This is a genomic window from Bacillus sp. GW821-FHT11D08, assembly GCF_058808515.1.
Genome location: NZ_JBXARS010000004.1, coordinates 320,728 through 340,601, shown reverse-complemented (window position 1 = coordinate 340,601; position 19,874 = coordinate 320,728). Strand labels below are relative to the sequence as shown.

Genomic DNA, 19,874 nt, shown 5'->3' with positions numbered 1-19,874 from the left:
GAGATGAAAAGAAATGAACCAGCAAACAGTTAATGTAATCGGAGCAGGCCTTGCCGGAAGTGAAGCGGCATGGCAGCTTGCAAAACGAGGAATTCAAGTAAAACTATACGAAATGCGGCCCGTCAGGCAGACGGCAGCCCATCATACTGATAAATTCGCCGAACTGGTATGCAGCAACTCCCTCCGTTCAAATACACTCGCCAATGCGGTAGGCGTATTAAAAGAAGAAATGCGGGCCCTTGACTCGGCAATCATTCAATCTGCTGATAAATGCTCGGTTCCGGCCGGGGGAGCGCTTGCCGTTGACCGTCATGAATTTGCGCAAAGCGTGACGGATCTCGTGAAAAACCATCCGAACGTAACGGTTCTTACTGAGGAAGTAACAGAGATTCCGGAAGGTCCGACTGTTATCGCGACCGGACCGCTTACGTCAGAATCGCTTTCACAGCAACTGAAAGAACTCACCGGAGAAGAGTACCTGTATTTTTATGACGCGGCGGCGCCGATTGTCGAAAAAGACAGCCTCGATATGGAGAAAGTGTACTTAAAATCCCGTTATGACAAGGGAGAAGCGGCGTACTTAAACTGCCCGATGACAGAGGAAGAGTTCGACCGTTTCTATGAAGCATTGACGACGGCTGAGACGGTACCTTTAAAAGAATTCGAGAAAGAAATCTTCTTTGAAGGCTGCATGCCGATTGAAGTCATGGCGAAAAGAGGCAAGAAAACGATGCTGTTCGGACCGATGAAACCGGTCGGACTGGAAGATCCGAAAACAGGCAAGCGCCCTTATGCAGTCGTTCAGCTCAGACAGGATGATGCGGCGGGAACGCTTTATAATATTGTAGGTTTTCAGACACATTTAAAATGGGGAGACCAAAAAGAAGTGCTTAAACTGATCCCCGGTCTTGAAAATGTTGATATCGTCAGATACGGCGTCATGCACAGAAACACATTTATCAACTCGCCGAGCCTTTTGAATCCGACATATCAATTTAAACAGCGGAATGATCTGTTTTTCGCGGGCCAAATGACCGGCGTAGAGGGTTATGTTGAATCTGCCGCTTCAGGTCTTGTAGCGGGAATCAATGCCGCCAAACTTGTGCTCGGTCAGGATCTTGTGACATTCCCGCAGGAGACGGCGATCGGAAGCATGGCTCACTACATTACGACGACAAATCAGAAGAACTTCCAGCCGATGAATGCAAACTTCGGCCTCTTAAAAGAATTGCCTGTAAAAATTAAAAACAAAAAAGAACGAAATGAAGAATACGCTAAACGCGCAATTGAGACTATTCAAACTATTTCGAAAACGATATAGCTTTTCATTGCAACTTCGATGCATTATATGATACCATTTAAAAGCCCTTCGGAGAGGGAGGTCTTCATAATGACTGAGAATGTTAACTTTTTTTTAAAGTTATTCGTTGAATATTTACAAATTGAAAAAAATTATTCACAATATACTATTGTGAATTATGTTAATTCGATTGAAGAATTTGGGATGTTTCTGCATGCTCAAAATATAAATGGAATGAAAGAAGCTGCATATCATGATGTGAGAATATTTTTGACGGAGGCTTATGAAAAAGGCCTGTCAAGAAAAACAATCAGCAAGAAAATTTCAGCTTTGAGAAGCTTCTATAAATTTTTAATGAGGGAAAAGCTTGTTGAAGAGAATCCGTTTCAGCTTGTTCATCTGCCGAAACAAGAGAAACGGATTCCGAAGTTTCTTTATGAAAAAGAACTTGAGGAACTATTCGCTGTTTCAGACAGAAGTCAGCCGTCAGGGATGCGCGATCAGGCCCTGCTTGAGCTTCTTTATGCGACCGGAATGAGGGTCAGTGAGTGCTGTACGCTCACTGTCGGAGATCTTGACCTGTTCATGGATACGGTGCTCGTTCACGGGAAAGGCAAGAAGCAGCGCTATATCCCGTTCGGCTCATATGCCCGTGATGCGCTGGAGCTGTATATCAACAGCGGAAGGCAGTGCCTGCTTGAAAAAGCAAAAGAGCCTCATGATGTGCTGTTTGTCAATCAAAGAGGCGGCCCGCTGACCGCCAGAGGAATCCGGTATATTTTAAGCGGGCTTGTAAAAAAAGCATCCGGCACTTTACATATACACCCGCATATGCTTCGGCACACGTTTGCGACTCATCTGCTGAATGAAGGGGCTGATTTAAGAAGCGTCCAGGAGCTTTTGGGCCATTCCAATCTGTCTTCTACGCAGATATACACACATGTATCGAAGGAAATGCTGAGAAACACATATATGTCCCACCACCCGAGAGCTTTTAAAGAAAATTAAAAGGAGGCCCTTCTCATGTCATCTTTTCATGCGACAACGATTTTTGCCGTCCAGCATAACGGGAAAAGCGCTATGTCAGGAGACGGCCAGGTCACATTCGGTCAGGCTGTAGTCATGAAACATACCGCGAGAAAAGTGAGAAAGCTGTTTAACGGAAAGGTTCTGGCCGGATTTGCGGGATCTGTTGCAGACGCTTTCACACTTTTTGAAATGTTTGAGGCGAAGCTTGAAGAATACAACGGCAATTTAAAACGTGCGTCGGTTGAGCTTGCGAAAGAATGGCGCAGCGATAAAGTGCTGCGCAAGCTGGAAGCCATGCTGATTGTCATGAACCAGGATACCTTGCTTCTCGTATCGGGAACAGGTGAAGTGATTGAGCCGGATGACGGCATTTTGGCAATCGGCTCCGGCGGAAACTACGCCCTGTCAGCAGGAAGAGCGCTGAAAACCTATGCCGGAGAGAATCTGTCCGCCAAAGATATTGCAAAAGCCGCTTTGAAAATCGCGGGCGAGATTTGTGTGTACACAAACGATCAGATCATTTTGGAAGAACTTGAATAGAAAGGACTTGAGGCGCATGGAAAACAAACCGTTAACACCGAGACAAATCGTAGATCGGTTGGATCAATACATTGTAGGACAGCAGGATGCGAAAAAAGCTGTCGCCGTGGCATTAAGAAACCGCTATCGCAGAAGTCTTCTTGATGAAAAACTGAGAGACGAGATCGTCCCCAAAAACATCCTGATGATGGGCCCGACCGGGGTGGGGAAAACAGAGATCGCCAGACGGATCGCCAAGCTTACCGGTGCGCCATTTATAAAAATTGAAGCGACAAAATTTACAGAAGTCGGCTATGTAGGCAGAGATGTCGAATCAATGGTCAGAGACCTCGTTGAGACATCCGTGCGGCTCATTAAAGAAGAAAAAATCAGCGAAGTGAAAGAACAGGCTGAAGAAAATGCAAACAAACGTATAGTGCGGCTTCTCGTTCCGGGAAAGAAAAAACAAGCGGGTGTGAAAAATCCGTTTGAAATGCTCTTCGGAGGAAACCAGGCGGCAAATGATGATGAAGCCGACCAGCAGGAAGAAGCAAGCCTTGAAGAGAAAAGAAAGCGCATGGCGCATCAGCTCGCATTGGGAGAGCTCGAAGACCATTACGTCTCCGTAGAGGTGGAAGAGCAGCAGCCGTCGATGTTTGACATGCTGCAAGGCTCCGGGATGGAGCAAATGGGCATGAATATGCAGGATGCGCTGAGCAATCTGGTGCCAAAAAAGAAAAAACGCCGCAAAATGACGGTCAGAGAAGCAAGGAAGGTTCTGACCAATGAAGAGGCAGGCAAATTAATCGATATGGATGAAGTCGGCCAGGAGGCCGTGTTAAGAGCTGAAGAGGGCGGCATTATCTTTATTGACGAAATAGATAAAATCGCAAAAAACGGAGGGGCTTCTTCCTCAGCAGATGTATCGAGAGAAGGCGTTCAAAGAGATATCCTTCCGATTGTCGAAGGATCTACCGTCGTCACGAAATACGGCTCCGTCAAAACAGATCACGTGCTGTTTATCGCAGCCGGGGCATTCCATATGGCCAAACCGTCTGATTTGATTCCGGAGCTGCAGGGCCGCTTTCCGATTCGTGTAGAATTGAGCAAGCTGACGGTAGATGATTTTGTGAAGATTCTCGTCGAACCCGATAACGCGCTGTTAAAACAATATCAGGCTTTATTGCAGACAGAAGGTATATCTCTTGAATTTTCTGACGAAGCTATTCGTAAGATCGCCGAAGTAGCTTATCATGTGAATCAGGATACGGACAACATCGGAGCGAGAAGGCTTCACACGATATTGGAACGTCTCTTGGAAGACCTGTCGTTTGAAGCGCCGGACGTGACGATGGAAAAAGTCGCTATCACGCCGCAATACGTTGAAGAAAAGCTCGGAACGATTGCAAACAACAAAGATCTAAGTCAATTTATATTGTGAAAATTTAATAAGAGGAATTCTAGGAGGATTATTTATCATGGCTTTACTACAAAAAACACGAATTATTAACAGCATGCTGCAGGCTGCGGCAGGCAAACCCGTAAACTTTAAAGAAATGGCTGAAACGCTTCGTGACGTCATTGATTCTAATATTTTCGTCGTCAGCCGCAGAGGAAAGCTTTTGGGCTACTCTATTAATCAGCAGATTGAAAATGACCGAATGAAAAAAATGCTTGAAGACCGCCAGTTCCCGGAAGAGTACACGAGAAATCTGTTCAATGTTCCGGAGACGTCTTCAAACCTTGATATCAACAGCGAATACACGGCGTTTCCTGTGGAAAACAGAGACCTGTTCCAAGCGGGCTTAACAACGATCGTGCCGATCATCGGCGGAGGAGAGAGACTGGGCACGCTGATTCTGTCCCGTCTGCAGGATCAATTTGAAGATGATGATCTCATTCTTGCTGAATACGGAGCAACCGTTGTAGGAATGGAGATTTTAAGAGAAAAAGCGGAAGAAATCGAAGAAGAGGCGCGAAGCAAAGCGGTTGTTCAAATGGCGATCAGTTCTCTGTCTTACAGTGAACTTGAAGCGATTGAGCATATCTTTGAAGAGCTTGACGGAAACGAAGGCTTGCTTGTGGCAAGTAAGATTGCGGACCGTGTCGGCATTACGCGTTCAGTAATCGTTAACGCGCTGAGAAAGCTGGAAAGCGCAGGCGTCATTGAATCCAGATCACTGGGAATGAAGGGGACGTACATTAAAGTTCTGAACAACAAATTCCTTATTGAATTGGAAAACCTTAAATCTCATTAAGACAAAAGCAGAATCCCTGAAAATGGGGGTTCTGCTTTTTTTATGGACAATAGGTGAAAAGTTGCAGTTTAAAGTTGCTTATTGGAATCTGATCTGAGATAATCCATCTTGCTGTGTGAAAAAAGGAGGAAGAAACAGAAATTCTGCTATTTTCAGTCTTATATTAAACAAATCCTTGTAGTACAAATATTCTAGGACTTAATACCTACATGCAAAATAGATATAATTGAGCACTTTTTTTTAGCCTAACTTCATAGACTTTAAGCCTGTTATTTCTTACAATAAGCATATGGTTTTACAATTCTCGACAAGGATTTTTAGGAGAAAAATATCTGAAATGGAGGTAAGTGGATTTGGACTTATTTTCTGGAACTATACAAAATCTTGAGAATGCCTTGGGGAGAGCGGACATTAAGCAAAAAGTCTTAACTAATAATATCGCCAATATAGATACACCGAACTATAAGGCAAAAAAAGTCTCTTTCCGAAATTTGTTAGATCAGGAAACATCCAATCTTGAGGCTGTAAAAACCGACTATCGGCACGTTGACTTTACGGGTTCGGGGGACGATTATTCTATCGTGTCCAGCAGTGATACATCGTACCAGCAAAACGGAAACAATGTCGATATCGACAAAGAAATGACAGATTTAGCCGAAAACCAAATTAATTATCAGGCTTTGGTTGAAAGAATGAGCGGCAAATTCAATTCTCTGAAAACCGTCTTGACAGGAGGAAAATAATGAGTGGCTTTCAAAGCTTAAATATTTCGGGTTCCGCTTTAACTGCACAGCGTGTCCGGATGGACGTCGTATCGTCCAACCTGGCCAATATGGATACAACGAGAGCGAAGCAGGTAAATGGCGAATGGGTGCCTTACAGAAGAAAGCTGGTATCTCTCCAATCCGGAGGCGAATCATTTTCGTCCCTTTTACATTCCAAGATGAACGGAACAGGAAGCGCGGGAAGTGGCGTAAAGGTATCTGGTGTTACGGAAGACCCGTCCGCTTTTAATCTCGTTTATGATCCGGAGAATCCTGATGCGAATAAAGACGGATATGTACAAAAACCAAATGTAGATCCATTAAAGGAAATGGTGGATCTTGTCAGCAGCTCGAGATCATATGAAGCAAACGTAACTGCATTAAACGCCTCCAAAGGCATGCTTTTGAAGGCGTTAGAAATCGGAAAGTAAGGTGATGTAAGTGGTTAACGCTATTACTCCTTTTCAGCTTCAACAAACCCAAAATACTCAAAACGTAACGAATCAATTAAACCAAACTCAAAAAACTGATTCTTCAAACCAAACAAGCTTTTCGGAGCTTTTAAAAAACTCTATTGATTCGTTAAATGAGTCACAAGTGAAATCTGACCAAATAACGAACGAACTGGCTGCAGGAAAGGATGTAAACCTTGACGAGGTCATGATCGCTGCCCAAAAAGCAAATATTTCTCTGACGGCCGCTACCGAATTCCGCAATAAAGCCGTGGAAGCCTATCAGGAAATCATGAGAATGCAGATGTAGTGGTCAGATTGAAGAGAATGACTGGAATGACCGGGGGTTAACATGAATCGTACTCTAATGCAAATGAAAACCAAAACGGCAGCGTTTTGGAACAACAGATCAAAAACACAGAAGATACTCATGGTAAGCGGCTTGGCCGCATTCATTATTTTACTCATCGTCGTTATTATTTTTACTTCGTCTGAAAAGATGGTGCCTCTTTATAAAGATTTGTCCGCGGAAGAAGCGGGGAAGATTAAAGAAGAGCTCGATACGAAAAAGGTGTCTTCTGAACTTGCTGACGGCGGCACGGTCATTAAGGTTCCTGAGAGCCAAGTGGATTCGCTTAAAGTCCAGCTTGCCGCGGAAGGCCTGCCGAAAACGGGATCAATTGATTATTCGTTTTTCGGACAAAATGCGGGCTTCGGCCTGACGGATAATGAGTTTGACGTTTTAAAGGTTGAGGCGACTCAGACCGAATTGTCAAACCTGATAAATGAAATGGACGGTATTAAAAGCTCGAAGGTCATGATCAACATGCCGAAAGAAGCCGTGTTCGTCGGTGAAGATCAGCCGGCAGCGTCCGCTTCAATCGTTTTGCAGATGAAACCGGGCTACTCGCTTGATCAAAACCAGATCAACGGGCTGTACCATCTCGTTTCTAAAAGTGTTCCGAACTTAAAAGAAGATAATATCGTCATAATGGATCAAAATTCTACATATTATGACAAAAGTGACAGCGGTGCAGGGTCCGTTTCTGACAGTTATGCTTCTCAGCAAGGTATTAAGTCGCAGGTCGAAAAGGACATTCAAAAACATGTTCAGTCACTGCTCGGCACAATGATGGGGCAGGATAAGGTCGTTGTTTCCGTGACGGCGGATGTTGACTTCACGAAGGAAAAACGCACTGAAGACACTGTCGAACCTGTCGATAAAGATAACATGGAAGGCATAGCGGTAAGCGCCGAAAAAGTTGCGGAAACGTATAAAGGCGACGGCGCGGCCAACGGCGGCACGGCCGGAACGGGAAGCAATGACACCGCGAACTATGCCGAGACAAACGGCGGTTCAAACAGCGGGGACTACGAAAAAAGCAGCAATAAAATCAACTATGAAGTCAACCGCATTCATAAAGAAATCGCTGAAAGCCCGTATAAAGTGCGTGATTTAGGCATTCAGGTCATGGTGGAGCCGCCTAATCCGAAAAATGCCGCTTCCTTATCAGCACAGAGACAGGCTGATATACAGAAGATTTTAGGAACGGTCGTCAGAACGTCTCTTGATAAAAACGAAACGCAAAATCAAAACCTGACAGACAATGATATCAACAATAAAATCGTTGTATCCGTTCAGCCGTTTGACGGAAAAACAAGCCTGAACACAGATTCGGCACAATCTTCAGGTCTTCCGATCTGGGTATACATTACAGGCGGCGTACTGCTTGCGGCCATTATTCTGCTTATTATTCTCCTCATCAGAAAGAAACGCTCACAAGAGGATGAATACGAAGAATATGAATATGAAACACCGCCCGAGCCGGTTCGATTGCCTGATATCAACGAAGAGAAAATTGAAACGGAAGAAACAGTCAGACGAAAACAGCTTGAAAAAATGGCTAAAGAAAAACCGGAAGACTTTGCTAAATTGCTTCGAAGCTGGCTGGACGAGGATTAGGGGGAATGGAAAATGGCGAAACGTGATCAGAACAAGCTTACAGGAAAACAAAAAGCAGCCATCCTCATGATTTCCTTAGGCCTTGATGTATCAGCTTCTGTGTACAAGCATTTGTCTGAAGAAGAAATTGAAAGATTGACACTCGAGATTTCGGGAGTCAGAAGCGTCGATCATCAAAGAAAAGATGAAATCATTGAAGAATTTCATAATATCGCAATCGCTCAGGACTATATTTCACAAGGCGGTTTAAATTACGCCCGCCAAGTGCTTGAAAAAGCGCTCGGAGAAGACAAAGCGGTAAGCATTTTAAACAGGCTCACCTCTTCTTTGCAGGTAAAGCCGTTTGATTTCGCGAGAAAAGCGGAGCCCGAACAGATTTTAAATTTCATTCAGCAGGAACATCCGCAAACGATGGCGCTGATTTTATCCTACCTTGACCCGGTGCAGGCCGGACAGATTTTGTCTGAGCTGAACCCGGACGTTCAGGCTGAGGTGGCAAGAAGGATTGCGGTTATGGACAGAACGTCTCCTGAAATCATAAATGAAGTGGAGCGGGTCCTTGAACAAAAGCTGTCCTCCTCCTTTACGCAGGATTATACGCAGACCGGCGGCATAGAAGCCGTTGTTGAAGTGTTAAACGGCGTAGACAGAGGAACGGAAAAAACGATCCTTGATTCATTAGAAATCCAAGATCCTGAATTGGCGGATGAAATCAAAAAACGGATGTTTGTCTTTGAAGATATTGTCACCCTTGATAACCGTGCGATTCAGCGCGTGATCAGAGATGTTGAAAACGACGACCTCCTGCTTTCATTGAAGGTTGCGAGCGAAGAAGTCAAAGAGATCGTCTTCAGCAATATGTCACAGCGTATGGTTGAAACGTTTAAAGAGGAAATGGAAATTATGGGGCCTGTGCGTTTGCGTGATGTGGAAGAGGCGCAATCAAGAATCGTGGGCGTCGTCCGCAAGCTGGAAGAAGCCGGAGAAATTGTAATCGCGCGAGGCGGAGGAGACGATATTATTGTCTAATATCATTAAACAGCAATCATCATTTTCTCCTGAACAAAAACGGCGCAAGCTTTCCTTGCAGGAAGTCAGGAAAACACATTCCCAGCCAGACCGGGAGGAACCCGAAAATCCGGAGGCTCTCATGGCCTTTGCCAAGGCCGAAGCCGACAGGGTGTCTGAAGAAGCGAAAAATCAATTAGAGCACACTCTTCTGCAGATTGAAGAAGAGAAAAACCGCTGGGCGGAAGAAAAACAAAGATTGATAGAAGAAGCAAAGGCAGAAGGATATGAAGAAGGCATGGCGTTGGGAAAAGCCGTGGCTCAAGCTGAATACGCCAATCTCATCAGCCGGGCCAATGCCGTTATGGAAATGGCGAGACAGTCAGTCGAGGAAAAACTGGAAAGCGCTGAGGAAGAAATCATTGAGCTTTCCGTTGCGCTCGCTAAAAAAGTATGGCGGCAAAAAAGTGATGATAAAGAGGCTTTTCTTCTGCTGGTCAAACAGGTAGTAGCCGAAGTAAAAGATTATGATGACATCTCCATCTATGTGGACCCTGAATATTATGAGACGGTTCATCAGCATATGGACGAAATTCAGCAGCTGTTATACAAAGAATGCAGATTAAGCTTATATGCCGATGAAAAAGCCGCGAAGGGAACGTGCTCGATAGAAACTCCGTTCGGACGTGTTGATGCAGGCATAGACACCCAGCTGATGCAATTAAAGCAAAAACTTTTAACGGTGCTTGAGGCGGGAGCGGAGCAATGAAGACACAGTATTTAATAGACTCAATTGAAACAGCGGATCCGTACAAGCGCTACGGCAAGGTTAAACGGGTCATCGGGCTGATGATTGAATCAAAAGGGCCCGAAAGCTCAATCGGAGATGTTTGTCTCATTTATCCGAAAGGCCATGCGAAAAAAGCGATTAAAGCTGAGGTTGTAGGCTTCCAAGATGAAAACATTCTGTTAATGCCTTATCTGGAAGCGGCCAGCATCGCGCCGGGCAGCATTGTGGAGGCCACTGGGGAGTCGCTCCGCATCAAAGTAGGCGCGGGTTTAATCGGACAAGTTGTCGACGCGTTCGGCGAACCTCTTGACGGCCGGGCGCTCCCGAAAGGTTTGTCCCCCGTTTCGACGGAACAGCCGCCGCCAAACCCGATGAAACGCCCGCCGATACGGGAAAAGATGGGTGTCGGCGTAAGATCGATTGACAGTCTGCTGACGGTAGGAAAAGGGCAGAGAATCGGGATTTTTGCCGGAAGCGGAGTCGGAAAAAGCACCCTGATGGGAATGATCGCGAAGCAGACTGAAGCTGATTTAAACATTATCGCACTCGTCGGGGAACGGGGGCGCGAGGTGCGTGAATTCATCGAGAAGGATTTAGGCGAAGAAGGCCTGAAACGCTCGATAGTCGTAGTCGCGACCTCTGATCAGCCTGCCTTAATGCGTTTGAAAGCGGCGTATACGGCCACCGCCATTGCAGAGTACTTCCGCGATAAAGGCCGGAATGTGATGTTCATGATGGACTCCGTCACGAGGGTCGCGATGGCTCAGCGGGAAATCGGCCTGGCAGCGGGAGAACCGCCGACAACAAAAGGATATACACCTTCTGTGTTCGCTATTTTGCCCCGTTTGCTGGAAAGAACGGGCGCGAATGAACAAGGAACGATAACCGCTTTTTATACGGTTCTCGTAGACGGAGATGACATGAACGAACCGATTGCCGATACGGTGCGCGGAATATTAGACGGGCATATCGTTCTCGATCGGGCGCTTGCCAACAAAGGGCAGTTCCCGGCCGTGAACATCCTGAAAAGCATCAGCAGGGTCATGTCTAATATTTCAGACACAGCGCACAAAGAGGCGGCCAACAAATTCCGCGATCTTCTGTCAACTTATCAAAACTCTGAAGATCTCATTAATATCGGAGCTTACAAAAGAGGATCATCAAGAGAAATTGATGAAGCGATTCAGTTTTATCCGCAGCTTATTCAATTTTTAAAACAAGGAACGGAAGAACCTGCTCAATTGGAAGACAGCATTGCGGCATTGACGAGTCTGACTGGAAAAGAGGAATAAACATCGTGGCATACCAATTCAGATTTCAAAAGCTGCTGGAATTAAAAGAAAATGAAAAAGACCAAACATTGACTGAATACAGACAATCGGTTTCTGAATTTGAGACAGTGGCTGAAAAACTATATGAAAATATGAGCAAAAAAGAATTGCTCGAAAAAGACAAAGAATCAAAGCTGAAATGCGGAATGAGCGTTCAGGAAATGAGACATTATCAGCAATTCGTTTCCAATCTTGAGAACACCATCTATCATTATCAAAAGCTTGTCATCATGAAACGAAATGAAATGAATGAGAAGCAGGAACAGCTCACCGAAAAAAACATTGAAGTAAAGAAATTTGAAAAAATGCGGGAAAAACAATTTAATATGTTCGCACTTGAAGACAAAGCTGCAGAGATGAGGGAAATGGACGACATTTCAATCAAGCAGTTTATGATTCAGGGGCATTAGGAGCGAATGAAATGGCCGATAAAGAAAAGAGATCTGGAAAGTTCGGTTCAATCCTGCTTTTTATCATGATCCCGCTGATTTTTCTGATCATCGTCGCAAGCATCATCCTTTGGGCTGCCGGCGTTGATGTGATGAAGCCGATTCAGGAAACAGCCGCTAAAACGCCTGTTTTAAAAGAATTGGTTCCCGAAACGAAAGAAATGAAAAGCGCGGCGGAAAAGCAGAAGGAAGACAGAACGGCTTCTCTTGAAAAGACCATAAAGGAACAAAAAAGTGAAATTAACATTTTGAATAAAGATTTAGACACAAGCAAGTCCGAAATCGATAATCTGAATCAGAAAATCCGTTCACTGAAACAGGAAGCTGAACAGCAGCAGAAAACGAAGACGGATGAAACGAAAAAAGACGCTGCGGATTCAGCCGGAAAAGATAAAATGATCAACATCTATAAAAGTATGGACAGCGGTAAAGCGGCAAGCATTATCGTAAAGCTGAAAGAAAAAGAAGCCCTCGATATTTTAAACGGATTAAGTAAAAAGCAGCTTGCTGAAATCTTGACGAAAATGACTCCTGAACAAGCGGCTAAATATACAGAAAAACTATCCGCTGACGGAAATAAGGAGTGATGTAAGTTGAAGCTGCCTGAATTAACGGGTAATCGTACGCAGACTGTGCAAAACAGCAATGCGAAGATGAATGTAAACAGCTTAGGTCTATTTCAGAACTGGCTCCTGTCGGAAATCACTTCTCCCCGGCAGCCCGGAGATGAAACCAAAACAAGTGACGCAGAGCTGAATGATGCCCTATCGAAAATCGGTGATTGGCTGAAAGCCGGCCCGGAAGATAAAGAATTGCAGCTAAAAAAGCTGCTTGAGGCGGTAAAAGCTCTTGAAGGAAAGCAGACGGCTGAAACAGCTCTTCCTTTATTGAAACAGCTTGCCGAATCTGTAGAAGACATGTTAGCGGGCAAACAGCATGGGGCGAAGCCTGAAACGGATGAGCCGGATTCTTCCGCAAAAGACGGGGATTCCGTCAAGGATGCGCTTGAGAAGGGTCTGCTTTTCATTCAAGAAGCCGTATCCCAGCTCTTCACATCTCAGCAGGAACTGCCGGACAGCGCGCAGGCAAAGGCGATTTACCAGGAAGGCGCCCGTTTATTAGAGGCATTGAAAAAACAAGGTGTCCCAGACCGCGTGATTCAAGACCTGCGGCAGACATTTTTTCCGAAAAACGAATCTGCATCTAAACTTTACTCCATGACAGCCGCTGAGCTGAAGAGCTTTCAAAGCGTCGCGGAGCAGCTTGCGGGCCTTTCTCAAAAGGGAACAAAGGAATGGGATATGGCTGAAACTGAGCTGAAAGCTTTTGTGTTATCTCAATCATCTGAATCATCCCAAGAGTCAGCCGGGAAAACAGAACAGCAAAACGGCGGCACGGTTACTCACGCAAAGGCGCCTGACAGCAAATTGTCTGCACATATACTGTTTTCGGGAACGAGAAGCCTTGCCGGCATTCAGCAAACGTCCGCAGGAGCTGAACAGCAGCCGGCAGAAAATAAACCGTTAACGGATCAGGTCATCAGCGGCTGGAAACAGATGAAATACACGCCTTTCGGGAAAACAACCGGAAGCTTTACGATTCGTCTTAATCCCGAGAACCTCGGATTTGTCACAATTAAGGTGACAAACGAAAACGGGATGTTTCAAAGCAAAATAATCGCATCCAGCCAGTCCGCGAAAGAGCTGCTGGAACAGCATCTTCCTCAGCTGAAACAGTCGCTTCCGAATATGGCGGTCCAGGTCGACCGTTTTACAGTCCCGCTTCAAAGCGGGGATCAGCAGCCTGTTTACGGGCAGACGGCCGATCACAATAAACAGCAGCATCAGGGACAGAGAGAGCAGAAGAACCAGCAGCAGTCAGGCGATTTCGGAGATATGCTGGAGGAGCTTTCTATCAATGAAATGGAGGAAGAATAGTTGACATCAGTAAACTCGGATTATGCCGCGGCGGGCGCTTCAACCACTTCAAGCGCGAAGAGCACCTCCGCAGTAAACAGCAGCACGAATTTAGGGAAAGACGAATTTCTGAAGATCTTAATGACACAGGTTCAAAACCAGGACCCGCTCAATCCGGTTGATGACAAAGAATTCATCAGCCAGATGGCGACATTTTCTTCATTGGAGCAAATGATGAATATGAATACGACGATGACTAAATTTGTAGAAAATCAAGATCCGTTTACGATGTATGTGAACTGGATCGGCAAAAATGTCACATTCAGCGACAGCGACGGGAAGGATCAGACAAGCCCGGTCAATTCAGTCAAGCATTCAAACGGCAATTACGTGCTCGTGCTTGAAAACGGCAAAGAGGTCAGTCCGTGGAATGTCACGGCCGTCAGCGAAACATCTAAATAATAAGAAACTCAGGGGGAATTTAACATGTTACGTTCATTATATTCCGGTATCAGCGGCATGAAAAACTTTCAGACAAAACTAGATGTAATCGGCAATAACATCGCCAACGTCAACACAGTGGGATTTAAGAAAAGCCGCGTTACATTTAAAGATATGATCAGCCAGACAGTCGCCGGCGGTTCAAACGTGACCAATTCAAAACAAATCGGCTTGGGTGCCGCGACTTCTTCCATTGATGTTGTTCATTCAACCGGCGCCCCGCAGGCTACACAGAATAAAACCGACCTAGCCATTGACGGAGACGGCTACTTTCAGATTAATACAGGTGCGGGAATTGTTTACACACGTGCGGGGAATTTCGGAAAGGACAATCAAGGGAACCTTGTTACGACTGACGGGTACTATCTTGAAAAAATCGGCGGCGGCAAAATCAATATTCCGACTGATGCGAAAGATTACAGCATCGGTGCAGACGGAACCGTTACATACACTGATGCAGGGGATGAGGTTCATGATGCCGGACAAATCGGTCTGGTCACGTTCCCTAACAGCGCCGGTCTGGAAAAAATCGGAGGAAACCTTTACAGAGAATCATTAAGTTCAGGAGCTGCAAGCGCAGTCACCACTCCGGGCGAAAACGGAACGGGTAAGCTTTTGGCAGGCTATCTTGAAATGTCAAACGTAGATCTGACAGATGAATTTACCGAAATGATCGTTGCTCAGCGCGGTTTCCAATCAAACTCAAAAATCATTACGACTTCAGATGAAATCCTTCAGGAGCTGGTTAATCTGAAACGGTAAGGAGGGAGGAGAGGCGGTTAGGCCGCTTCTCCGGATTGCATGATTCAAGTCACCCGTTTAAACGGCCAGCCTTTTACGCTGAACGCGCTGTTTATCGAACAGATTGAGTGCTTCCCCGACACGACGATTACACTGTCCAACGGCAAAAAGTTCGTAGTGAAAGAACCGGAAGAAGCAGTTCTCAAAAAAGTCATATCGTTTTACCATAGCATACAAATATTTTCACTGGATCAGGGAATAGAGGAAGAAGAATGAAGAAAAAATTAGTCATCATTTTGCTGATTATTTTAATTGTCATCGCCGGCCTCGGAACGGCAGCATATTTTGTCGTCAGCGGAAATTCCGGCAAAGATAAAAAGCCGACAATTGACGAAGTCGTTGCAGCCACTGTGTCTGTCGACGATATCACGACAAACTTAAAGTCTGACAGCATCATCCGTATCGGCATCAAGCTTGAAACCGACTCGGCTAAAGCGAAGGAAGAACTTGAAAAACGCGATTTTCAGGTGAAAGACAATATCATTTCCATTTTAGCTGACACAAGCGCCGGAGAGATTGAGGGAGATAAAGGAAGAGAAGCGTTTAAACAATCATTAAAAGAGAAAGTAAACAGCTATCTCCAAGAAGGAAAAGTTCAGAAAGTGTACATTACCTCCTTTAATCTGCAATAAAAACAAATTTGACAGAATACGGAGGTGAAGAAAATGTCAGGAGAAGTTCTCTCCCAAAATGAAATAGACGCACTGCTTTCCGCCATTTCCACGGGTGAGGCGGATGCGGAAGAGCTGAAAAAGGAAGTTAAAGAGAAAAAAGTAAAGGTATATGATTTTAAACGGGCTCTCAGATTCTCGAAAGATCAGATACGCAGTTTAACCCGGATACATGATAACTTTGCGAGGCTTCTCACAACACACTTTTCCGCCAAGCTCAGAACGTATATTCATATATCCGTCAGCTCAGTTGACCAGGTGCCGTATGAAGAATTTATCCGTTCCATACCGAACATGACGATTTTAAATTTATTCGATGTTCATCCGATGGAAGGCAGAATTATGATGGAGGTTAATCCCACCATCGCATACGCAATGCTTGACCGCGTCATGGGAGGCATCGGCATCACTCATAACAAAGCTGACAGCCTTACGGAAATTGAAACGAATATTATTTCTAACTTATTTGAAAATGCACTGGGCAACTACAAAGAAGCGTGGCAATCGATTGCTGATATTGACCCTGAAATGACTGAATTTGAAGTGAATCCTCAGTTTGTACAGATGGTTTCCCCAAATGAAACAGTCGTTGTCATTTCTCTCAATACGCAGATAGGTGAAATCAGCGGTGTCATTAATCTTTGTATTCCCCATGTCGTACTTGAGCCGATTATCCCTAAGCTTTCCGTACATTATTGGATGCAATCAGACCGGAATGAAGCGAAGCCCGAAGAAACGAAGTTGCTTGAAAAGCGCATCATGACGGCTCAAATTCCCGTTGTGGCTCTCTTGGGCGCTTCTGAACTGACAATAGAAGAATTTTTAAGTTTGGAAGTCGGGGACTGTATAACTCTGGACAAATCAGTGACTGATCCTCTTACTGTATTGGTCGGAAACAAACCGAAGTTTTTAGGGCAGGCCGGCCGGGTGAATCGAAGACAGGCAGTGCAAATTTTAGATCACGACATAAGAGGTGAACAAGATGAACAATAGATTATCTCAAGATGAAATCGATGCTCTTCTTAACGGCACAAGCAGTCAGTCAGAGGATACAGAACAGCCTCAAGGGGCGAACTTGTCTGAACTTGAGCGCGATGCGATCGGAGAAATCGGGAATATTTCGTTCGGCAGCTCGGCTACGGCGCTGTCCACTCTTTTAAATCAAAAAGTGGACATTACGACCCCGAGTGTGACCGTCATTTCAAAAAGCAAAATCAGTGATGAATTTCCTCATCCGTATGTTGCCATTGAAGTGAACTACACAGAAGGCTTTGACGGCAGCAATTTGCTCGTCGTCGAACAAAGCGACGCGGCCATCATCGCGGATTTGATGATCGGCGGGGACGGCCGGGGCGCCGATCCGTCACTCGGTGAAATCCACCTGAGCGCCGTGCAGGAAGCAATGAATCAAATGATGGGCTCGGCTGCTACGTCAATGTCGACCGTGTTCAGTAAAAAGATTGACATTTCTCCGCCAAGGGTTGAACTTCTGGATGTGACGGAAGAAAAAGGGACCGACAGAATACCTGAGGATGACCTGCTCGTAAAAGTGTCATTCCGTCTGAAAGTCGGCGAATTAATCGATTCGAGCATCATGCAGCTTTATCCGATTACGTTTGCGAAAGATCTGATCGCAGACCTGATGACTGCAGACCAGCATGAGTCAGAGGCCGCAGAAACTGTATCAGAACCTCAGCAAACATACGAAACGCCGCAGCCGGAACCTGCCATGCAGCCGGAGCCGCAGGCAAAACCCGAGCTTCCGAAGAGACAGGGAACCGCAAAAAAAGCTGCTCCTGTTCAAGTCGCTCCGGTAGAATTCCAGGCGTTTGATCATAACGAAGCGGCGCAAGGATCAAGGAATAACCTTGATATGCTGATGGATATTCCGCTTTCCGTTACGGTTGAGCTCGGCAGAACGAAGAGAAGCGTCAAAGAAATCCTTGAACTTTCTGCGGGAAGCATTATTGAGCTTGACAAGCTGGCTGGTGAACCTGTTGACATTCTGGTCAACCAGCGGATCGTGGCAAAGGGCGAGGTCGTTGTCATAGAAGAAAACTTCGGCGTGAGAGTCACTGATATTTTAAGTCAGGCAGACCGCCTTAACAATTTAAAATAAGCGAACATAGAGGAGAGAAACAGATTATGGCACACAGAATTTTAATTGTAGACGATGCAGCATTTATGAGAATGATGATCAAAGATATTTTAGTGAAGAACGGTTTTGACGTTGTAGCTGAAGCTTCAGACGGAGCGCAGGCAGTCGAAAAATTCAAAGAGCATTCCCCCGACCTTGTGACAATGGATATTACAATGCCTGAAATGGACGGGATTACAGCTTTAAAGGAAATTAAACAAATCGATCCGCAGGCGAAAATCATCATGTGTTCGGCTATGGGCCAGCAGTCAATGGTTATTGACGCGATTCAAGCCGGCGCAAAAGACTTTATCGTGAAACCGTTCCAAGCGGACCGCGTGCTTGAAGCTATTAATAAAACATTAAGCTAAAGGGTGTACGACTGTTGAAAAAGAGTCATGGTTTACTAGCTTTGATTTGTTGTTTCGTTTTACTCAATGTACATCCGTTCCCTGCTTTTGCGGCGGAGTCTGACAATTCCACCGTCAACGAATGGTTTGAAAAACAATCAACAAACAAAACAGAGAAAAAAAGCGATACATCGAAACAAACGGCTGATCAAGAGATAGGGGATGCTTCTGCATCTTCTGTCTCCGCTTTTGATTTTGTAAAGATGATTGGGGCGTTATTATTCGTCATTCTGCTGATCTATGGATTTGTCAAACTGATGAATAGAAGAAACCGTCTGCTGAAGCCGTTTCAATATGTAGAAAATATCGGCGGAACGTCAGTCGGCCAAAACCGTTCCGTGCAGCTGATTAAAGTGGGAAACAGTGTTCTCGTAGTCGGTGTGGGCGAAACGATACAGCTTTTAAAAGAAATTGAAGATGAAAAAGAGCGCGAGGCGATTCTGAGCCAATACGAAGAGTCGATGTCTTCAAAAGTGGAATGGACCAAGCTCGTAAATCGGCGTAAGGATGGAGAAAAAAAGCCGCAAACGATGCTTCCGTCGTTTTCAAAAGCGCTGAAAGAACAGCTGAACGAGCTGAAACAAAGCCGTTCTGAAGGAAAGAAGAAAGGCCCTTATCATCATGAATGAATTTATTAATCTTTTTAATTCAAGCAGTCCGACCGAAGTCAGCTCCACTGTTAAATTACTGTTGCTTTTGACTGTCTTTTCAGTGGCGCCGGGGATTCTGATTTTGATGACCTGCTTTACGAGAATCGTCATCGTCCTGTCTTTTGTAAGAACCTCACTGGCGACGCAAAACATGCCTCCCAACCAGGTTTTAATCGGCCTTGCGCTGTTTTTGACGTTTTTTATTATGGCGCCGACTTTTTCAGAGATTAATAAGGAAGCCTTAACGCCGCTGATGGACAATAAAATCAGTCTCGATGAAGCATATACAAAAGCCGAGAAGCCGATTAAAGAGTATATGAGCAAGCATACAAGGCAGAAGGATCTGGCGCTGTTTATGAACTATGCCAAAATGAAAAAACCTGAATCGATTCAGGATATTCCTTTGACGACGATGGTGCCCGCTTATGCGATATCAGAACTCAAAACCGCTTTTCAAATGGGCTTTATGATTTTTATTCCGTTTTTAATTATCGATATGGTCGTGGCGAGCGTCTTAATGTCAATGGGAATGATGATGCTACCGCCGGTTATGATCTCTCTGCCCTTTAAAATATTGCTTTTCGTTTTGGTCGATGGATGGTATTTAATCGTGAAATCTTTGCTTGACAGCTTTTAGGGTAGGTGCTAATTGTGAGTTCAGAATTTGTAATTTCCATGGCGGAAAAAGCCGTATATGTAACACTAATGATCAGCGGGCCGCTGCTTGCGATCGCGCTGATCGTCGGTTTGCTCGTCAGTATCTTTCAAGCGACAACTCAAATCCAGGAACAGACGCTTGCGTTCATTCCGAAAATCGTGGCGGTGATGCTTGGACTGATCTTTTTCGGTCCTTGGATGCTGTCGACGATTCTTTCGTTCACAACTGATCTGTTTTCTCATCTGAACCGATTTGCAGGGTAGAATC

The 19,874-nt window shown here is 45.1% G+C and carries 25 protein-coding genes; all 25 read left to right on the top strand.

From position 1 onward, the window contains the following. Nucleotides 1–13 precede the first annotated feature (13 nt). A complete protein-coding gene (gene trmFO / locus AC1RRX_RS10920; protein ID WP_012117550.1) occupies nucleotides 14–1,321 on the top strand; it encodes an FADH(2)-oxidizing methylenetetrahydrofolate--tRNA-(uracil(54)-C(5))-methyltransferase TrmFO in 1,308 nt (435 codons plus the stop codon). A 69-nt stretch (nucleotides 1,322–1,390) separates the two neighbouring features. Further along, nucleotides 1,391–2,308: a tyrosine recombinase XerC gene (xerC, locus tag AC1RRX_RS10915; protein WP_007409774.1), complete on the top strand. Its 918-nt coding sequence runs from the start codon at nucleotides 1,391–1,393 to the stop codon at nucleotides 2,306–2,308. Nucleotides 2,309–2,323: 15 nt separating this feature from the next. After that, on the top strand, nucleotides 2,324–2,869 hold the full coding sequence (gene hslV / locus AC1RRX_RS10910) for an ATP-dependent protease subunit HslV (protein WP_003154267.1): 546 nt from the start codon (nucleotides 2,324–2,326) through the stop codon (nucleotides 2,867–2,869). A gap of 16 nt (nucleotides 2,870–2,885) precedes the next feature. Next, nucleotides 2,886–4,289, top strand: a complete 1,404-nt coding sequence (hslU, locus tag AC1RRX_RS10905) for an ATP-dependent protease ATPase subunit HslU (RefSeq protein ID WP_007409775.1) — start codon at nucleotides 2,886–2,888, stop codon at nucleotides 4,287–4,289. A 37-nt stretch (nucleotides 4,290–4,326) separates the two neighbouring features. Continuing rightward, on the top strand, nucleotides 4,327–5,106 hold the full coding sequence (codY, locus tag AC1RRX_RS10900; RefSeq protein ID WP_003154263.1) for a GTP-sensing pleiotropic transcriptional regulator CodY: 780 nt from the start codon (nucleotides 4,327–4,329) through the stop codon (nucleotides 5,104–5,106). A 353-nt stretch (nucleotides 5,107–5,459) separates the two neighbouring features. After that, nucleotides 5,460–5,849, top strand: a complete 390-nt coding sequence (gene flgB, locus AC1RRX_RS10895; protein ID WP_003154260.1) for a flagellar basal body rod protein FlgB — start codon at nucleotides 5,460–5,462, stop codon at nucleotides 5,847–5,849. Beyond that, a complete protein-coding gene (flgC, locus tag AC1RRX_RS10890) occupies nucleotides 5,849–6,301 on the top strand; it encodes a flagellar basal body rod protein FlgC (RefSeq protein WP_007409776.1) in 453 nt (150 codons plus the stop codon). The genes flgB and flgC overlap by 1 nt, the downstream gene beginning before the upstream one ends. Nucleotides 6,302–6,311: 10 nt before the next feature. Continuing rightward, nucleotides 6,312–6,632 (top strand): flagellar hook-basal body complex protein FliE, encoded by a 321-nt coding sequence (fliE, locus tag AC1RRX_RS10885; RefSeq protein WP_007409777.1) that lies wholly within the window; start codon nucleotides 6,312–6,314, stop codon nucleotides 6,630–6,632. Nucleotides 6,633–6,674: 42 nt separating this feature from the next. After that, on the top strand, nucleotides 6,675–8,285 hold the full coding sequence (fliF, locus tag AC1RRX_RS10880; protein WP_012117551.1) for a flagellar basal-body MS-ring/collar protein FliF: 1,611 nt from the start codon (nucleotides 6,675–6,677) through the stop codon (nucleotides 8,283–8,285). Between the two features lie 12 nt (nucleotides 8,286–8,297). Then, nucleotides 8,298–9,314, top strand: a complete 1,017-nt coding sequence (fliG, locus tag AC1RRX_RS10875) for a flagellar motor switch protein FliG (RefSeq protein ID WP_003154256.1) — start codon at nucleotides 8,298–8,300, stop codon at nucleotides 9,312–9,314. Next, nucleotides 9,307–10,062: a flagellar assembly protein FliH gene (fliH, locus tag AC1RRX_RS10870; RefSeq protein WP_144464363.1), complete on the top strand. Its 756-nt coding sequence runs from the start codon at nucleotides 9,307–9,309 to the stop codon at nucleotides 10,060–10,062. Before fliG ends, fliH begins: the two co-directional genes overlap by 8 nt. Then, nucleotides 10,059–11,375: a flagellar protein export ATPase FliI gene (gene fliI, locus AC1RRX_RS10865; RefSeq protein WP_015417467.1), complete on the top strand. Its 1,317-nt coding sequence runs from the start codon at nucleotides 10,059–10,061 to the stop codon at nucleotides 11,373–11,375. Before fliH ends, fliI begins: the two co-directional genes overlap by 4 nt. 5 nt (nucleotides 11,376–11,380) lie before the next feature. After that, complete coding sequence (gene fliJ / locus AC1RRX_RS10860) at nucleotides 11,381–11,824, top strand: flagellar export protein FliJ (RefSeq protein WP_003154253.1); 444 nt, start codon at nucleotides 11,381–11,383, stop codon at nucleotides 11,822–11,824. Between the two features lie 11 nt (nucleotides 11,825–11,835). Beyond that, the gene (locus tag AC1RRX_RS10855; RefSeq protein ID WP_007409780.1) at nucleotides 11,836–12,450 is read left to right on the top strand and encodes a MotE family protein; all 615 of its coding nucleotides are present in this window, start codon (nucleotides 11,836–11,838) and stop codon (nucleotides 12,448–12,450) included. Nucleotides 12,451–12,456: 6 nt separating this feature from the next. Then, nucleotides 12,457–13,800 carry a flagellar hook-length control protein FliK gene (locus AC1RRX_RS10850; protein WP_144464361.1) on the top strand — a complete coding sequence of 448 codons (1,344 nt, stop codon included), beginning with the start codon at nucleotides 12,457–12,459 and terminating at the stop codon, nucleotides 13,798–13,800. Continuing rightward, nucleotides 13,801–14,241: a flagellar hook assembly protein FlgD gene (gene flgD / locus AC1RRX_RS10845; RefSeq protein WP_007409782.1), complete on the top strand. Its 441-nt coding sequence runs from the start codon at nucleotides 13,801–13,803 to the stop codon at nucleotides 14,239–14,241. A 24-nt stretch (nucleotides 14,242–14,265) separates the two neighbouring features. Next, a complete protein-coding gene (flgG, locus tag AC1RRX_RS10840; RefSeq protein ID WP_007409783.1) occupies nucleotides 14,266–15,042 on the top strand; it encodes a flagellar basal body rod protein FlgG in 777 nt (258 codons plus the stop codon). Between the two features lie 39 nt (nucleotides 15,043–15,081). Beyond that, nucleotides 15,082–15,297 carry a swarming motility protein SwrD gene (gene swrD, locus AC1RRX_RS10835; protein ID WP_003154243.1) on the top strand — a complete coding sequence of 72 codons (216 nt, stop codon included), beginning with the start codon at nucleotides 15,082–15,084 and terminating at the stop codon, nucleotides 15,295–15,297. Then, the gene (gene fliL, locus AC1RRX_RS10830; protein WP_014417773.1) at nucleotides 15,294–15,713 is read left to right on the top strand and encodes a flagellar basal body-associated protein FliL; all 420 of its coding nucleotides are present in this window, start codon (nucleotides 15,294–15,296) and stop codon (nucleotides 15,711–15,713) included. The genes swrD and fliL overlap by 4 nt, the downstream gene beginning before the upstream one ends. 33 nt (nucleotides 15,714–15,746) lie before the next feature. Beyond that, nucleotides 15,747–16,745, top strand: a complete 999-nt coding sequence (gene fliM, locus AC1RRX_RS10825; protein ID WP_003154240.1) for a flagellar motor switch protein FliM — start codon at nucleotides 15,747–15,749, stop codon at nucleotides 16,743–16,745. Then, nucleotides 16,735–17,871, top strand: a complete 1,137-nt coding sequence (gene fliY, locus AC1RRX_RS10820) for a flagellar motor switch phosphatase FliY (RefSeq protein ID WP_015417472.1) — start codon at nucleotides 16,735–16,737, stop codon at nucleotides 17,869–17,871. The genes fliM and fliY overlap by 11 nt, the downstream gene beginning before the upstream one ends. Nucleotides 17,872–17,897: 26 nt before the next feature. Then, a complete protein-coding gene (cheY, locus tag AC1RRX_RS10815; protein ID WP_003154238.1) occupies nucleotides 17,898–18,260 on the top strand; it encodes a chemotaxis protein CheY in 363 nt (120 codons plus the stop codon). 14 nt (nucleotides 18,261–18,274) lie between these two features. Then, nucleotides 18,275–18,928 carry a flagella biosynthesis regulatory protein FliZ gene (gene fliZ / locus AC1RRX_RS10810; protein ID WP_144464359.1) on the top strand — a complete coding sequence of 218 codons (654 nt, stop codon included), beginning with the start codon at nucleotides 18,275–18,277 and terminating at the stop codon, nucleotides 18,926–18,928. Next, nucleotides 18,921–19,586: a flagellar type III secretion system pore protein FliP gene (gene fliP / locus AC1RRX_RS10805; RefSeq protein ID WP_007409786.1), complete on the top strand. Its 666-nt coding sequence runs from the start codon at nucleotides 18,921–18,923 to the stop codon at nucleotides 19,584–19,586. Before fliZ ends, fliP begins: the two co-directional genes overlap by 8 nt. A 14-nt stretch (nucleotides 19,587–19,600) precedes the next feature. Then, nucleotides 19,601–19,870, top strand: a complete 270-nt coding sequence (fliQ, locus tag AC1RRX_RS10800; RefSeq protein ID WP_003154234.1) for a flagellar biosynthesis protein FliQ — start codon at nucleotides 19,601–19,603, stop codon at nucleotides 19,868–19,870. Nucleotides 19,871–19,874: the final 4 nt, after the last annotated feature.

Bases quoted from the DNA above. Each gene is read 5' to 3' on its own strand.
- trmFO (WP_012117550.1), top strand. From the start codon at position 14: ATGAACCAGCAAACAGTTAATGTAATCGGAGCAGGCCTTGCCGGAAGT.
- xerC (WP_007409774.1), top strand. From the start codon at position 1,391: ATGACTGAGAATGTTAACTTTTTTTTAAAGTTATTCGTTGAATATTTA.
- hslV (WP_003154267.1), top strand. From the start codon at position 2,324: ATGTCATCTTTTCATGCGACAACGATTTTTGCCGTCCAGCATAACGGG.
- hslU (WP_007409775.1), top strand. From the start codon at position 2,886: ATGGAAAACAAACCGTTAACACCGAGACAAATCGTAGATCGGTTGGAT.
- codY (WP_003154263.1), top strand. From the start codon at position 4,327: ATGGCTTTACTACAAAAAACACGAATTATTAACAGCATGCTGCAGGCT.
- flgC (WP_007409776.1), top strand. From the start codon at position 5,849: ATGAGTGGCTTTCAAAGCTTAAATATTTCGGGTTCCGCTTTAACTGCA.
- fliF (WP_012117551.1), top strand. From the start codon at position 6,675: ATGAATCGTACTCTAATGCAAATGAAAACCAAAACGGCAGCGTTTTGG.
- fliG (WP_003154256.1), top strand. From the start codon at position 8,298: ATGGCGAAACGTGATCAGAACAAGCTTACAGGAAAACAAAAAGCAGCC.
- fliI (WP_015417467.1), top strand. From the start codon at position 10,059: ATGAAGACACAGTATTTAATAGACTCAATTGAAACAGCGGATCCGTAC.
- AC1RRX_RS10855 (WP_007409780.1), top strand. From the start codon at position 11,836: ATGGCCGATAAAGAAAAGAGATCTGGAAAGTTCGGTTCAATCCTGCTT.
- flgG (WP_007409783.1), top strand. From the start codon at position 14,266: ATGTTACGTTCATTATATTCCGGTATCAGCGGCATGAAAAACTTTCAG.
- swrD (WP_003154243.1), top strand. From the start codon at position 15,082: ATGATTCAAGTCACCCGTTTAAACGGCCAGCCTTTTACGCTGAACGCG.
- fliL (WP_014417773.1), top strand. From the start codon at position 15,294: ATGAAGAAAAAATTAGTCATCATTTTGCTGATTATTTTAATTGTCATC.
- fliM (WP_003154240.1), top strand. From the start codon at position 15,747: ATGTCAGGAGAAGTTCTCTCCCAAAATGAAATAGACGCACTGCTTTCC.
- fliY (WP_015417472.1), top strand. From the start codon at position 16,735: ATGAACAATAGATTATCTCAAGATGAAATCGATGCTCTTCTTAACGGC.
- cheY (WP_003154238.1), top strand. From the start codon at position 17,898: ATGGCACACAGAATTTTAATTGTAGACGATGCAGCATTTATGAGAATG.
- fliP (WP_007409786.1), top strand. From the start codon at position 18,921: ATGAATGAATTTATTAATCTTTTTAATTCAAGCAGTCCGACCGAAGTC.